General features: G+C 42.2%; 12 protein-coding genes. All 12 read left to right on the top strand.

Annotated features, from left to right (window positions below; all coding sequences use genetic code 11):
• The first annotated feature begins 11 nt into the window (after positions 1-11).
• Positions 12-443 (top strand): division/cell wall cluster transcriptional repressor MraZ, encoded by a 432-nt coding sequence (gene mraZ / locus ACQKL0_RS04715; RefSeq protein WP_402868162.1) that lies wholly within the window; start codon positions 12-14, stop codon positions 441-443.
• Between the two features lie 50 nt (positions 444-493).
• Positions 494-1426, top strand: coding sequence for a 16S rRNA (cytosine(1402)-N(4))-methyltransferase RsmH (rsmH, locus tag ACQKL0_RS04710; protein WP_402868164.1), 933 nt, complete (start codon positions 494-496; stop codon positions 1424-1426).
• A gap of 32 nt (positions 1427-1458) precedes the next feature.
• Complete coding sequence (gene ftsL / locus ACQKL0_RS04705) at positions 1459-1815, top strand: cell division protein FtsL (RefSeq protein WP_427686455.1); 357 nt, start codon at positions 1459-1461, stop codon at positions 1813-1815.
• On the top strand, positions 1815-3974 hold the full coding sequence (locus tag ACQKL0_RS04700; RefSeq protein WP_402956196.1) for a penicillin-binding protein: 2160 nt from the start codon (positions 1815-1817) through the stop codon (positions 3972-3974). The genes ftsL and ACQKL0_RS04700 overlap by 1 nt, the downstream gene beginning before the upstream one ends.
• A gap of 120 nt (positions 3975-4094) precedes the next feature.
• Positions 4095-6017 carry a stage V sporulation protein D gene (locus ACQKL0_RS04695; RefSeq protein WP_402868170.1) on the top strand — a complete coding sequence of 641 codons (1923 nt, stop codon included), beginning with the start codon at positions 4095-4097 and terminating at the stop codon, positions 6015-6017.
• A gap of 153 nt (positions 6018-6170) precedes the next feature.
• Positions 6171-7643 (top strand): UDP-N-acetylmuramoyl-L-alanyl-D-glutamate--2,6-diaminopimelate ligase, encoded by a 1473-nt coding sequence (locus ACQKL0_RS04690; RefSeq protein WP_427686453.1) that lies wholly within the window; start codon positions 6171-6173, stop codon positions 7641-7643.
• Between the two features lie 75 nt (positions 7644-7718).
• On the top strand, positions 7719-8696 hold the full coding sequence (gene mraY / locus ACQKL0_RS04685) for a phospho-N-acetylmuramoyl-pentapeptide-transferase (RefSeq protein WP_402868174.1): 978 nt from the start codon (positions 7719-7721) through the stop codon (positions 8694-8696).
• Between the two features lies 1 nt (position 8697).
• Positions 8698-10050 carry a UDP-N-acetylmuramoyl-L-alanine--D-glutamate ligase gene (gene murD, locus ACQKL0_RS04680; RefSeq protein ID WP_427686451.1) on the top strand — a complete coding sequence of 451 codons (1353 nt, stop codon included), beginning with the start codon at positions 8698-8700 and terminating at the stop codon, positions 10048-10050.
• Between the two features lie 167 nt (positions 10051-10217).
• A complete protein-coding gene (gene spoVE, locus ACQKL0_RS04675) occupies positions 10218-11318 on the top strand; it encodes a stage V sporulation protein E (protein WP_427686449.1) in 1101 nt (366 codons plus the stop codon).
• 363 nt (positions 11319-11681) lie between these two features.
• Entirely contained in the window at positions 11682-12593 is a 912-nt protein-coding gene (gene murB / locus ACQKL0_RS04670) for a UDP-N-acetylmuramate dehydrogenase (RefSeq protein WP_402956204.1), read from the top strand.
• A 113-nt stretch (positions 12594-12706) separates the two neighbouring features.
• A complete protein-coding gene (locus ACQKL0_RS04665; protein ID WP_427686447.1) occupies positions 12707-13483 on the top strand; it encodes a cell division protein FtsQ/DivIB in 777 nt (258 codons plus the stop codon).
• A 370-nt stretch (positions 13484-13853) separates the two neighbouring features.
• A complete protein-coding gene (locus ACQKL0_RS04660; RefSeq protein ID WP_427686445.1) occupies positions 13854-14093 on the top strand; it encodes a DUF1290 domain-containing protein in 240 nt (79 codons plus the stop codon).
• The last annotated feature ends 164 nt before the right edge of the window (positions 14094-14257 follow it).

Genomic DNA, 14257 nt, shown 5'->3' with positions numbered 1-14257 from the left:
GGGTAGTGGGTATGTTCATGGGAGAGTACCATCATAACATCGATATAAAAGGCCGTCTGATTGTCCCGGTGAAATTCAGGGACAACCTAGGGGAACAATTTGTGCTTACCCGCGGACTCGATCAATGCCTATTTGGTTATCCTATGAATGAGTGGAAGCTATTGGAAGAGAAGCTGAAAGCCCTGCCCATAACCAAAAAAGACGCTCGTGCCTTTACCCGTTTTTTCTTTTCCGCTGCAACAGAATGCGAAATTGATAAGCAAGGGCGAATTAATATTCCCACGCCGCTTACTTCATATGGCCAATTGGAAAAAGAATGTGTAATTCTTGGTGTTACCAATCGAATTGAGATTTGGAGCAAATCCCTTTGGGAAAACTATTTTTCAGCTTCAGAGGATTCTTTCGCTGAGATAGCAGAAAATATGATTGGCTTTGAAATTTAAGGCTGCCCTCGAATAGAGTGACTCAATTACCGATTGGAAGGATGTCTAACATGTTTCAACATACAACAGTGTTATTAAAAGAGACGGTTGATGGCTTGAACATCAAACCTGATGGAATTTATGTAGATTGTACTTTAGGAGGAGCAGGTCACAGCGAATACTTGCTGTCACAGCTCTCTGACAAAGGCAGATTGTATGCTTTTGATCAGGATGAAACGGCGATTCAGAATGCTAAAGCTAAATTAGAAAGCTATGGGGACCGTGTCGTACTTGTTCCTAATAATTTTAAATATCTTCAAGAAGAGTTGAATGCTCGTGGAGTCAATAAGGTAGATGGGATCCTTTATGATTTAGGTGTGTCCTCTCCACAACTAGATACACCTGAACGTGGATTCAGCTACAATCACGATGCTCCACTGGATATGAGGATGGATCAAAGTGCGGCGACTTCAGCTTATGATGTGGTGAATTCATGGTCTTACCATGACTTGCTCAGGATTTTCTTCCAGTATGGGGAAGAGAAATTCTCCAAGCAAATTGCCCGGAAAATAGAAGCGGCCCGTGAAATAAAACCGATTGAAACGACATTTGAGTTAGTGGAATTAATTAAAGAAGGAATTCCTGCCCCGGCCCGACGTAAAGGTGGACACCCTGCGAAACGAGTATTCCAGGCAATCAGAATCGCTGTAAATGATGAATTGGGCGTATTTGAGGATTCCCTTGAACAAGCGATATCCCTTTTGAATCCCGAGGGAAGAATATCTGTCATCACTTTCCATTCATTGGAAGATCGGATATGTAAGACGGTATTTAAAAAAGCCAGCGCTCTACCAGATCTTCCGCATGGCCTACCGATCATCCCTGATGAATTCAAACCGACTCTGAAATTAATTACAAGAAAACCGATTTTACCTTCGGAAGAAGAACTGGAAGGTAATAACCGATCACGCTCGGCGAAATTAAGGATTGCCGAAAAACAGTAAACTACAGAAAAAAACAGTAAGGGGGAGCATGAATGAGTGCCATAGCAAAAAAAATACAAGAAAAGCAATATGAAGATCAACAGCAACAATCCCAGCAAACTGTTGTCATCCGTAAAGCGAAAATATCGATTGGTGAAGTGTTATTACTATGCACCATTGCTATCATGATTACCTTTGCGTGTGTGAAGATAGTTTCCAATCAAGCTGCCATTTATGAAACGAATAAAGAAATCCAGCAGGTTGAAGCGACCATTGAAGAACAAGGTAAATTGAATGATGATTTAATGGTGCAGGTCGACGAACTTAGTAGATATGAGCGCATTTGGGCAATCGCTGCCAAATTAGGCCTTGGATTGGATGATAATAACGTGAAGGTTGTGCAGAACTGATGCAGAAACAAAAAAATATGAAGCTTGGAGCAGCTGGATTATTCTTCGTATTCAGCCTGCTCTTCTTTGTATTAATCTGCCGCTTTTTATATATTGGTGTGACGGGTACAGCCGGGGGAGAGGTACTTGCTTCAAAAATCGATAAGAAATATGAGAAAGAGCAGGTTATTGAAGCGAAACGTGGCAGTATTCTAGATACTAAGGGAGACGTCATCGCTGTGGATACTTCCTCCTATATCTTACGTGCCATCTTGAGCGAAAAAGAAAGCGAACGGGTGAAAGACCCAGAAATGACCGCGAGTAAGCTTGCTAAATATATAGATATGGATGAACAGGCCATTTATGAACGCCTATCAAAAAAAGGGGCGTATCAAGTGGAGTTTGGGAGTGCTGGAAAAGACTTGACGCAGGACACCAAACAGAAAATCGAAAAATTAGAGTTGCCAGGAATCACGTTTGGAAGAACGAACAAACGCTTCTATCCAAATGGGGTCTTTGCTTCTCATTTGATTGGATATGTAGAAAAGGATGAAGAAACAGAAGAGATGACAGGGAAATTCGGTATCGAAAAGTACCTTAATAAAGAATTGCAGGAAACGGATGGAAAGCTGACCTATGAAAGTGACTTTTGGGGATTGATTTTGCCAGGGGCGGAGGAAAAGGTATCAGCTCCCCATAATGGGAATAATGTTTCGCTCACAATCGATAAGAAAATACAAACATTCCTGGAAGATTCCATGAATAAAGTCCAGGGGAAATATAAACCGGAACAAATCATCGCCATCGTTTCCAATCCTAAAACAGGCGAAATATTGGCGATGGGCCAAAGGCCGACATTCCATCCGACGACGAAGGAAGGGCTTACGGATACTTGGCGCAACCTGGCTATTGAAGAAACCTATGAACCCGGATCCACCTTTAAAACATTTACTCTAGCAGCGGCTGTAGAAGAAGGGGTCTTTAATCCCAATGATAGTTTTACAACAGGTAGATACAAGGCTGCAACAGGTTCCATAGGCGACCATAGCGGGATCGAGCCAGGCAAGACCATGTCCTTTCTTGAAGGGGTTCAACGGTCTTCCAATGTCGCTTTTGCAACCTTAGCCATGGATAAAATAGGTGCGGATACATTCCGCGACTATTTGACGAAGTTTGGCTTTGATAAAAAGACGGGAATAGACCTGCCGAATGAGATTACAGGCAAGATTCAATATAAGTATAAAATGGAAAAAGTCACTACCGCGTTTGGGCAAGGGACAACGGTCACACCAATCCAACAGATACAAGCGGCTTCAGCGGTAGCTAATGACGGAAAGATGATGCAACCCTATGTCATTAAAAGTATTTCCAATCAAGATACCGGAAAAGTGTTGAAAACGACCAAACCGAAAGTGGCGGGGGAACCGATTTCGGCAGAGACGGCAAAACAAGTTCGTGAATATTTAGAAACGGTCGTCTCGGCAAAAAAAGGAACGGGCAAGAAGTACGCGATCGATGGGTATGACGTAGCCGGAAAAACGGGGACTGCGCAGATTCCTGGGCCGACTGGTCGATATCTTGAAGGTAAGGACAACTATTTCTTTTCCTTCTTGGGAATGGCTCCAGCCGATGACCCGCAACTTGTCGTATATGTGGCTGTCAAACAACCGAAATTAGGTGTTTCCTATGTAGGAGCTGATCCTCTTTCTGAAATATTTAACCCGGTCATGCAAAACAGCCTCATGTATTTAAACATAAAGCCATCCGATTTGAAAAAGCAGGAAACTAACAAGATTGAAGACTATACGGATCAACCTATTAATTCGTCCGTTAAAGAACTCGAGGAGTTAGGATATGAAGTGGAAGTAATCGGAACGGGACGGAAAGTTCTCGACCAATCCCCTAAATCGGGTAGTTCCCTTCTTCAAGGGGAAAAAATTATTCTCCGTTCTGAAGGGGCAATGAAGGTTCCGGACATGGCTGGTTGGTCACTGCGTGATGTTATGAAGGTAGCTAGCATTGCCAAGCTTAATCTGAATACGTCAGGCACAGGATATGTGGGTAAACAGAGTCCTAAAGGTGGCACAAAGGTTAAAGAAGGAGACTCTTTCAAAGTCGAATTAAGGCAGCCGGAAAAGCCACCGAAGGATTCGCCAACAAAAGAGACGACTGTAGAGTAAAATAAGCATGCAAGAAAAAGAGTGGCTCATATGGGTCACTCTTTTTCTTGCATGTTTTTATTCTACCACCAAGTAGACAAGCATATATATTGAGCATGTATGAAATGGAGGTGCCTGTTTTTGCGTGTTTCAAATGTTACCGTCCGAAAACGGCTCGCAATCGCATTGGCAATAGGATTAGTCGTCTTTTTTATCATTGACATTCGCCTAGGGATCGTTCAGTTTTATCTAGGAAATGATTTGACAAGCTTAGCTAAGGATTCGTGGAGTAGGAATATCCCCTTTGAAGCCAAACGTGGTGAAATATTGGATCGAAATGGAGTCGAGTTGGCAACGAACATCTCAGCACCGACAGTATATGTCATCCCACGACAAATAGAGAATCCAAGTGAAACTTCTGAACAGCTAGCTTCCATATTGAATATCACGAAGGAGAAAGCCTTTGAATGGTTAACCAAACCGGCGATGAGCGCCAGGATTCCCGAGGGGAGGAAAATTTCTCATGAAAAGGCAAAGGAAATCAAGGCCCTCGGCATAAAAGGTATATATATCGCGGAAGACTCCAAGCGGCATTACCCATTCGGTGAGTACTTATCACATGTACTGGGGTTCACAGGCTCGGATAACCAGGGATTGATGGGAATCGAACTATCATATGATAAGGAACTTAATGGAGAAAGAGGGTTTGTGAAATTTTATTCGGATGCAAAAGGGAAAAGACTTGAGAATATGGCAGATGATTTCAAGGCTCCAGTAGACGGAGATAATTTGAAACTGACGATTGATAGCCGAATTCAGACCATTGTGGAACGGGAACTGGATAATGCGGAGGCCACTTATGATCCAGATGGACTCATAGCCATTGCAATGGATCCGAAGACGGGCGAAATACTGGCCATGTCAAGCAGGCCCACCTTCGATCCAGCGAAATTCCAAGATGTACCTGCAGAAGTATATAACCGTAACTTGCCGGTATGGAGCATTTATGAGCCAGGTTCAACTTTTAAAATCATCACCCTTGCCGCTGCTCTAGAGGAAGGAAAGGTGAATCTACAAAACGACCATTTTTATGATCCCGGCCATGTGGAGGTTGCAGGTTCTACATTGCATTGCTGGAAAAGCGGAGGTCATGGTGACCAAACTTTTCTGGAAGTCGTAGAAAACTCATGCAACCCGGGTTTCGTTGAGCTAGGTAACCGGCTTGGTAAAGATAAATTGTTCCAATATATAAATGATTTTGGTTTCGGTCAAAAAACGGGCATTGATTTATCTGGGGAAGGTAGGGGGATCATGTTCAATATGGATCGTGTTGGTCCCGTTGAACAGGCAACCACGGCTTTTGGACAAGGTGTTGCCGTCACGCCCATCCAGCAGGTCACGGCTGTATCGGCAGCTGTGAATGGAGGGACACTATATACCCCTTATATTGCAAAAGAATTGGTCGACCCGAAAACGGGGGAAGTGGTCATGCGGAAAACCCCACAGGCGAAAAAAAAGGTGATTTCCGAAGAAACCTCGAAGAAAGTTCGGGAAGCACTTGAATCCGTTGTGGCAAAAGGAAGCGGTAAGGGAGCTTTCGTGGAATCGTATCGGGTCGGGGGGAAAACAGGAACAGCCCAAAAAGCCGAGAACGGGAGATATTTAGACAATAATTATATACTCTCATTTATTGGTGTCGCCCCAGCGGATGATCCCCAAATCGTCGTGTATATCGCTGTGGATAATCCGAAAGGGACCGTTCAATTTGGTGGTGTGGTCGCTGCCCCGATTGTTGGGAACATCATGGAGGATTCACTAAGGGCGATGGGTGTCAAACCGAGGAAAAACCAGATTGAAAAAGAAAAAGTCTGGACCGATCCGGTGATGATCGAGGTACCAAATGTTGTTGGAATGAGCAAAAAAGAGTTACAAACCCAACTTCTGGACCTTAAGATAGACATGGCCGGTAAGGGGGATAAAGTCATAAAACAAGCTCCTGATGCAGGAGTGAAATTAAAAGAAGGTTCAACAATTAGAATTTATCTTGGCGAACAAACAGAATAAGTATAAAATAAGAATAGTGAAAAGCGGCTGAAAAAAATCAGCCGCTTTGTTTACGGAGTCGATTAAACCCCGTATAATAAAAGCTGGTTTCTCGACAAGCCAAAACTAATCACATATAATTAATCCTCAAATTAAGTTGAGAGGGATGGAAAAATGAAGCTTCACGCATTACTAACTTATTTACACTCCTTGGATGCGCATGAAGGAGAAAATCCGGAGATTACCTCCATTGAAAATGATAACCGTAAAGTTAAAGACGGAAGTTTATTCGTTTGCATAAAAGGTTATACAGTGGATGGTCATGATTTTGCCCAATCAGCCGTAGAAAATGGCGCTGCAGCTGTCATTGCTGAACGACAGCTTAACTTAAATGTACCTGTGATTGTTGTCCGTGACTCAAGTAGGGCCATGGCCGTTCTCGCTGATGCATTTTACGGTCACCCAACCCAAAGGATGAACCTGATAGGAATCACCGGTACGAACGGAAAAACGACCACAAGCCATTTGCTTGAAAAGATTTACGAAGATCAAAAGAAAAAAACGGGCTTGATCGGTACGATGTATACAAAAATCGTCGATAAAGTATTTGAAACGAAGAATACGACGCCAGACAGTGTCACGCTTCAGAAGGCTTTTCATGATATGGCTGAAGCTGGTGTCTCAACGGCCATCATGGAGGTCTCTTCGCATGCTCTTGAACTTGGCCGTGTTCATGGATGTGACTATGATATAGCAGTATTCACTAACTTAACGCAAGATCATTTAGATTTCCATAAAACGATGGAGCGATATAAACATGCGAAATCATTGTTATTTTCCCAGCTGGGCAATGCGCAATTGGAAAATCGCCCTAAATATGCAGTCCTAAATGCGGATGATGAAGCAACAGCCGATTTTATTAAGGCGACTGCCGCTACAGTTGTTACATACGGAATTGATAAAGATGCTGACATTAGGGCGAGTGATATACAGATTGGCGCTCAAGGCACGACTTTCACTTTAACAGCTGGCAGGGATATACGTAACGTTAAGTTGCAGTTAATTGGGAAATTCAGCGTTTATAACGTCCTTGCTGCCATTGGCGCGGCTTTGTGTGGGGGAATTAACCTAGATGAGACCATAGCATCAATTGAATCAATAAAGGGTGTTACCGGTCGTTTTGAGCTTATTATGGCGAATCAGGATTTCCCCGTCATAGTTGATTATGCGCATACACCAGATAGTCTTGAAAATGTCTTGAAGACCGTAGGGGAGTTTGCAAAAAGTAAAATTTTCGTGATTGTAGGTTGTGGTGGGGATCGGGATAAGACAAAACGGCCCATCATGGCAGCGATTGCCTGCAGATTGGCAACTGACCCTATTTTCACTTCCGACAATCCGCGCAGCGAGGATGCACTGCAAATCCTTCGTGATATGGAAGCGGGAGTTGAAGGAGAAGAATATACGGTGATAGTGGACCGAAGAGAAGCGATTGAGTATGCCGTTTCAAAAGCCGAAGCGGGAGACGTCATTTTAATTGCAGGAAAAGGGCATGAAACTTACCAATTGGTCGGAGATGCCATCCTTCACTTTGATGATCGTGAAGAAGCAGAAAAAGCAATTCAAACAAAATTGGGTGCAAATTAATTCACGCCCGCCAAACAAAGAAATAGCAACAAGGATAATGTATATTTGAATTGTGTTAGGAATGAGGGAGTAGGAATGTTGGAACAAGTAATTTTTTATACAATTTTGATGGCATTTTTAGTAACGGTTCTTCTATCACCAATCTTCATACCGTTTTTAAGAAGGCTGAAATTTGGGCAAAGTATCAGGGAGGAAGGCCCACAATCCCATCTAAAGAAGACAGGAACGCCTACTATGGGCGGATTGGTGATTCTATTATCAGTCACCATCGCCACATTAGTTATGACATTTAAATTTTCAGAACCATCCACTGAAACGTACTTATTATTATTCGTTACCTTAGGATTTGGTTTACTAGGGTTCTTGGATGATTTTATCAAAGTCGTCATGAAACGGAACCTAGGCTTGACTTCAAAGCAAAAACTTCTAGGCCAAATCGTGATATCCGTCATTTTTTACTTCGTTTTCAAACAGACTGACGGCTTCAACCCTGAATTGACGATTCCAGGTACTGATTTTTCCATTAATTTTGGTTGGGCGTACCTAATTATCGTGATTTTCTGGTTGGTAGGTTTTTCTAATGCCGTCAATTTGACTGATGGATTGGATGGTCTCGTTTCAGGAACGTCCGCGATTGCTTTCGGTGCTTTTGCCATACTTGCTTGGAGCCAGTCACAATACGATGTGGCTATATTCTCAGTGGCAATCGTCGGCGCAGTCTTAGGCTTTCTAGTCTTTAATGCCCACCCAGCAAAGGTGTTTATGGGGGATACAGGATCGCTAGCCTTAGGGGGAGCGATTGCTACGATTGCTCTATTAACCAAACTTGAATTGCTGTTGGTCATTATTGGTGGAGTCTTCGTCATTGAAACTCTATCCGTCATTTTACAAGTAGGATCGTTTAAGCTTAGAGGTAAGCGTATTTTTAAAATGAGCCCGCTTCATCATCATTATGAGCTTTCTGGCTGGTCTGAATGGCGCGTGGTCGTGACGTTTTGGACAGTTGGATTATTGTGTGCGGTACTCGGAATCTATTTAGAGGTGTGGATATAAATTGAAAGAGACAGAAAAATACTCAGAGAAAAAAGTTTTGGTATTAGGTTTGGCAAAAAGCGGAGTCACGGCAGCTTCGCTTCTACATAAATTAGGTGCGTTCGTAACAGTCAATGATATGAAGCCACTATCGGAAAATCCGGAAGCACAAGGGCTTCTTGAACAAGGGATAAAAGTCATTTGTGGCAGCCACCCGATTGAGCTATTGGATGAGGGATTCGAATTCATTGTGAAGAACCCAGGCATTCCTTATAGCAACCCGCTTGTTAAGGGTGCATTGGAGAAAGGCATTCCGGTCATCACAGAGGTAGAACTCGCTTACCAAATCAGTGAAGCACCATTTTTGGGAATCACGGGTACAAATGGGAAAACGACCACTACTACGTTAATATTCGAAATGATGCAAGCTGGTAAGAAGTCACCACTTATTGCTGGAAATATTGGAACGGTAGCATCCGGTGTTGCTGAAAAGGCAACAGCTGCAGATACGATCGTCATTGAATTATCATCCTTCCAATTGATGGGAATTGAAGAATTCCGGCCAGAAATCTCAATCGTGACGAATTTGTATGATGCCCATTTGGATTATCATAGTTCCAAACAAGAATATGCTGAGGCGAAAGCGGCGATTGCAAGAAATCAAACGGCTTCTGATTTCATGATTTTCAATGCAGATCAAGTGGATGTTAAAAACATGACCAAGAAGACGAAGGCAGAACTTGTACCATTTTCTACAGAAGTGAAGTATGAGAATGGGGCCTATGTAGAAGACGGAGCGGTGTATTTTCGCGGTGAAAAAGTGATTGCCGTTTCGGATATTGCCCTCCCGGGAAAACACAACTTGGAAAATGTGCTGGCTGCTATTTCTGCAGTGAAGTTGAAGGGTGTGTCTAATGAGGCCATTCATACTGTTTTGACGACTTTCGGCGGTGTGGAGCACCGTCTGCAATATGTTGCAACGATTGAAAAACGTAAATTCTATAATGATTCCAAAGCGACGAATATCCTTGCAGCATCCAAGGCGCTTACTTCATTCACTGAACCGGTTATTTTGTTGGCTGGCGGATTGGACCGAGGTAATGAATTCGACGAGTTGAAACCGGCTATGAAACACGTCAAAGCGGTCATCACATTTGGTGAAACGGCAGAGAAAATTGAACGGATAGCTAAAGAATTAGGAATAACCCATATAAAACGTGTCGATAATGTAGTAAAGGCTGTACCTGTTGCTTTTGATTTATCGAATGAAGGCGACTGCATCCTCCTCTCTCCTGCTTGTGCAAGCTGGGATCAATATAAAACTTTTGAACAAAGAGGAGACATGTTTATGGAGGCTGTGCATAAACTTAAGTAAGAGCTTTCGCAGAAGGAAGTGAACCTGCTTCTACGTTGACACCTTGAAAAAAAAGCGATAATGAGCCGTTATCGCTTTTTTTGACTTAAGTGCCGCTAAAAAAGTGGCATATCAGGTAGTGTTTTATATTCGTACAGGCTCGAAAAACTTCCTAGAGGTGGATGTCCGTGCCATTAAAAAAATCCAATCCTGATCTTATTCTCATTATCGTCACCTTAAGCCTTTTGACAATAGGTTTAGTTATGGTTTACAGCGCCAGTGCAATTTGGGCAGACTATAAATTCGATGACTCCTTTTATTTTGCTAAAAGACAGTTGCTGTTTGCCTGTGTAGGTGTCGTAGCCATGTTTTTTATCATGAATGTCGATTACTGGACATGGCGTACTTGGGCCAAATTGCTAATTATTATCTGCTTCATCTTACTGGTGGCCGTTTTGGTACCAGGTATCGGGATGGCAAGAAACGGGTCCCGGAGTTGGATTGGTGTGGGAGCTTTCTCCGTACAGCCGTCCGAATTCATGAAGTTAGCGATGATTGCTTTTTTAGCTAAGTTCTTATCGGAAAGACAAAAACTGATCACTTCCTTTAAAAAAGGGATGATGCCATCGTTGGGCATTGTATTTTTAGCATTTGGGCTTATCATGTTACAGCCTGATCTCGGTACAGGAACAGTGATGGTGGGAACATGTATCGTGATGATTTTTATTTCAGGTGCGAGAATCAGCCATTTTGTTGGCCTAGCCCTACTCGGAGTAGCTGGTTTTGTCGGCCTTATTTTATCGGCCCCATATAGGATAAAACGGATTACCTCCTTCCTCGATCCTTGGGAAGACCCGCTCGGAAGTGGATTTCAAATGATCCAGTCGTTTTATGCAATCGGCCCCGGTGGGTTGTTCGGCCTCGGATTAGGACAAAGTCGTCAAAAGTTTTTCTATTTACCAGAACCGCAAACCGACTTTATATTCGCGATACTATCTGAAGAATTAGGGTTCATTGGAGGTTCACTTGTGATTTTATTATTCGCTCTCATGCTATGGCGTGGGATACGAATCGCCCTTGGTGCGCCAGACTTATACGGTAGCCTGGTAGCGGTCGGGATCATTGCAATGGTAGCTATTCAAGTCATGATCAATATTGGCGTGGTCACTGGTTTAATGCCGGTTACCGGTATCACCTTGCCGCTATTAAGTTATGGTGGCTCCTCCCTGACACTCATGTTGATGGCCATTGGCGTACTGCTGAATATCAGTCGGTATTCAAGGTTTTAAAGCAAGATGATATACATTTCTTAAAGAGGAAGCCCGTCATAAAATCGGGCTTCTTTTTTGGTGGAATGGATGGATTGGAATGGTTGCCGGTGATTTGCCCGGCCCCGTATGAGAAGATTTTGAAAAAAATGAAATGGTGCTTAAATATTACCAAAGAGGAATGTGGGGATATCTACAATAAATATTGGCAATACGGCCTTGTTTAGACTATAGTATAAGAGGGTTCGACCGAAGAGGCGCTTACTCTTGCTCATTTTCAAGTTAAACAAAATAGTGTTTTTGATATTGCATAATTAGAGGCCTCATTACGGTGGGGAAATGAAACTTATAATGTTAAAATCTAGGTGCACAAGGAGGTTAATCATGGATAAAGCGATACAACAATTAACCGACATGCAAATCGGCAAGATACTGGAACATGAGCCACTTGCTAATCATACGACAATGAAAATTGGTGGACCCGCGGATCTATTCATCGAGCCATCCTCCATTGAAAATATTGAAAAAGCGATGAAGGTCATCAAAGATAATAATTTGCCATGGAGAGCAATAGGAAGAGGTTCAAACCTCCTTGTCAGCGATGATGGAATCGAAGGTGTGGTACTGAAGTTAGGTAAAGGTCTGGATCATCTTGAAATCAATGGGACGGAAGTGAAGGCTGGAGCTGGTGTTTCCCTTGTAAGTTTATCAGTGAAGATTAGTAAAAAGGGATATGCCGGGCTGGAGTTTGCCAGTGGAATTCCAGGTTCCGTTGGTGGTGCTGTGTATATGAATGCAGGTGCACACGATTCGGATATGAGTGCCATCCTTAAGCAAGTGCATGTCCTATTTGAAGATGGAACCTTGGCTTGGCTTTCTAAGGAGGAAATGGAGTTTTCGTATCGAACATCTCTCCTTCAAAAGAAAAAACCTGGTATCGTGCTGGAGGCCATCTTCCAATTAGAAGAGGGTAACCGAAGTGAAATCGTCGAGAGAATGCAGAATAACAAAAACTATCGTAAAGATACCCAACCATATAACTTGCCATGTGCTGGAAGCATTTTCAGGAATCCACTGCCAAGACATGCAGGAAGGTTAGTGGAGGATGCTGGCCTTAAGGGTCATTCGATAGGCGGGGCCCAAATTTCCCCTATGCATGGAAACTTCATCGTCAACACTGGTAATGGAAGTGCGGCAGACGTGGAAGCTCTGATTCAACACGCGAAGGATACGGTATATAGCAAGTATGAAATTGAATTGGAAACAGAAGTAGAAATCATCGGGAGAAAACAATAGGATATTCATTCTTTATATCCAAATATTGTGGTATAATGTGTTACTTGAAAAATTCTATTTCTTATTTTTTGGTGAGTGTCACCAATCATCCATTTTAGGAAGAGGTGAAATAGGTGGAAAAGGGGAAAATCGTTTCCATTGAGGACCGCATTCCTAAGCTAAAGCAAATTAGAAAGAGCAAAGCAAATAGACGACTTGTTCTTTTGCTTTCCCTTTTCTTCATTTTGGTTGCTTGTGTATTATATTTTTTATCCCCGCTAAGCTATGTGAAGTCCATAAAGGTAGAGGGAAACCAGTATATTACTTCTAAGCAAATTGTTAAATTAAGTAACATCAAGAAAGACCGAAGCATCTGGAAAGTTGACACGGGAGAGACTGCCGCCAACATAAAAAAAAATCCGGATATAAAAAGTGCCAGTGTTGTACCTGTTTTTCCTAATTCCGTTAAAATAACGGTTTCTGAGCATACTAGAATTGCCTATTTATCCATGAATGGTAAATTTGCTCCGATATTGGAAAACGGTGACATCCTAAAAGAGTTAGAGAGTGGTGAAAATCCAGTATTTGCCCCTGTTTTAATTGGTTTCAAAGAGGGTAAAGCATTAAAGTTACTTTTGGAGGAACTGGACAAGCTTCCTGTGGCCATACAAAATGCTATTTCCGAAATTCACCATGACCCGACTAAAACGGATAAATACCATATTGTTATGTACATGAATGATGGATTTGAAGTTAGTGCGACAAGTCGTACTCTATCTGAGAAAATGATACACTATCCATCCATTATCAGCCAATTGGATCCCGAGGTAAAGGGAGTCATCGATCTAGAGGTCGGTTCCTACTTTAAAGCCTTTGATGAGTCTGAACAAAAGGAAGACGAGTCGGAGTGAATCCGTTGCTTTAACGACAATGATTGAACTAAAGTTAGCGTACATTTTCGGAAAAGAATAAGTGTTTGACCAACATAGAAAAGGCAAGTACAGGATGACCGAATGTAATCCGTTTTTAGCTAAAAATGGAAGTGGATAATGTGGGTCTGCACTGATTTTGCTGATAATGCCAGTAAAAATGAGACTCCAAGAACTATACATATATGGGTCCTTCTCCGCCTTTAATGGGATAGGGGACCATGCCCCAACTGGTTGATTCTCTTGAGTGCTAAAATCCATGGATTTTAGTTGGACCTTATATTCATTTTGTAGTCTTTGTTGCATGCGGAATTTTTAATGTGGGGAGTTGCGGGGTCGTATCAAACTTCCCATGAAGATGTGGTATTGGCCGTTGTATTCTTATTTAATAATAGTTTTATCTGCAAGTTTGACTTTTCTAGGTGTACATCTTGGTGTAGACTTGTATTTAGCTGGAATCTTTGTATTTACGTGTGAAACTTTCAAAATACGGGTGAAATTCAAAGGGCACAGTTGGATAAGAGATTTTTTTCTGAAAAAAATGGAAAAAATCTATATTATTAGAGGGAATTGCGGTATAAATGCCGAATAGATTAAGTCAGTATTAAGTTTAGGTAAGACATTTAGATACCAAGAGACGAACGATAACTATTATAAAGATTGTAAACCTACGAGTTTTCTCTTAATAATACGAGATGACATTTATTATAATATTAGCGAGTTGTAATTAGGTCTGTTATTCTAAAATGAATAGGT

It is taken from the genome of Peribacillus sp. NPDC097264 (assembly GCF_050277925.1).
Classification (GTDB): Bacteria; Bacillota; Bacilli; order Bacillales; family DSM-1321; genus Peribacillus.
The sequence above is the reverse complement of the archived record's forward strand: the minus strand, read 5'-3'. Positions and strand labels throughout refer to the sequence as shown.

Coding starts and splice junctions, on each gene's coding strand:
- murB (WP_402956204.1), top strand. CDS start 11,682: ATGGATAAAGCGATACAACAATTAACCGACATGCAAATCGGCAAGATA.
- rsmH (WP_402868164.1), top strand. CDS start 494: ATGTTTCAACATACAACAGTGTTATTAAAAGAGACGGTTGATGGCTTG.
- mraZ (WP_402868162.1), top strand. CDS start 12: ATGTTCATGGGAGAGTACCATCATAACATCGATATAAAAGGCCGTCTG.
- ftsL (WP_427686455.1), top strand. CDS start 1,459: ATGAGTGCCATAGCAAAAAAAATACAAGAAAAGCAATATGAAGATCAA.
- ACQKL0_RS04690 (WP_427686453.1), top strand. CDS start 6,171: ATGAAGCTTCACGCATTACTAACTTATTTACACTCCTTGGATGCGCAT.
- mraY (WP_402868174.1), top strand. CDS start 7,719: ATGTTGGAACAAGTAATTTTTTATACAATTTTGATGGCATTTTTAGTA.
- ACQKL0_RS04700 (WP_402956196.1), top strand. CDS start 1,815: ATGCAGAAACAAAAAAATATGAAGCTTGGAGCAGCTGGATTATTCTTC.
- ACQKL0_RS04660 (WP_427686445.1), top strand. CDS start 13,854: ATGAAGATGTGGTATTGGCCGTTGTATTCTTATTTAATAATAGTTTTA.